Origin of the sequence: Neisseria sp. P0016.S008 (genome assembly GCF_051957775.1) — a bacterium.
GTDB classification, from domain to species: Bacteria; Pseudomonadota; Gammaproteobacteria; order Burkholderiales; family Neisseriaceae; genus Neisseria; species Neisseria flavescens_B.
The window spans coordinates 1-232 of record NZ_JBQCWB010000057.1 but is presented as its reverse complement, the minus strand read 5'-3'; the positions used below and the strand labels follow the sequence as shown (position 1 = coordinate 232).

Sequence of the window (232 nt, the reverse complement as noted above, 5' to 3'; positions counted from 1 at the left end):
CGGGAAACATCGCCAAACCAATAGCGGTCGAGCATCACATCGCCGACAAGTAGGACTTTGGCTTGTGCAAAACGTGATTTAAGGGTTTCTTGTTGGAACTTTGTTACCATACTGGCTCCATTAAAATCTTTGCGTAAGTCTTTTTATCAGATTTAGTGATCTAACAGCCTAAAAATATCTTGAGGCCAATATACCTGCATATGGTTTTTCGAGTACGACGCCTGTTCATGAT

At 41.4% G+C, this 232-nt stretch carries 1 pseudogene; it reads right to left on the bottom strand.

Features of this window, described 5'->3' with window-relative positions:
- A pseudogene (locus ACTHS8_RS10965) lies at window positions 1-110 on the bottom strand (D-glycero-beta-D-manno-heptose-7-phosphate kinase); the annotation flags it as partial.
- Window positions 111-232 lie beyond the last annotated feature (122 nt).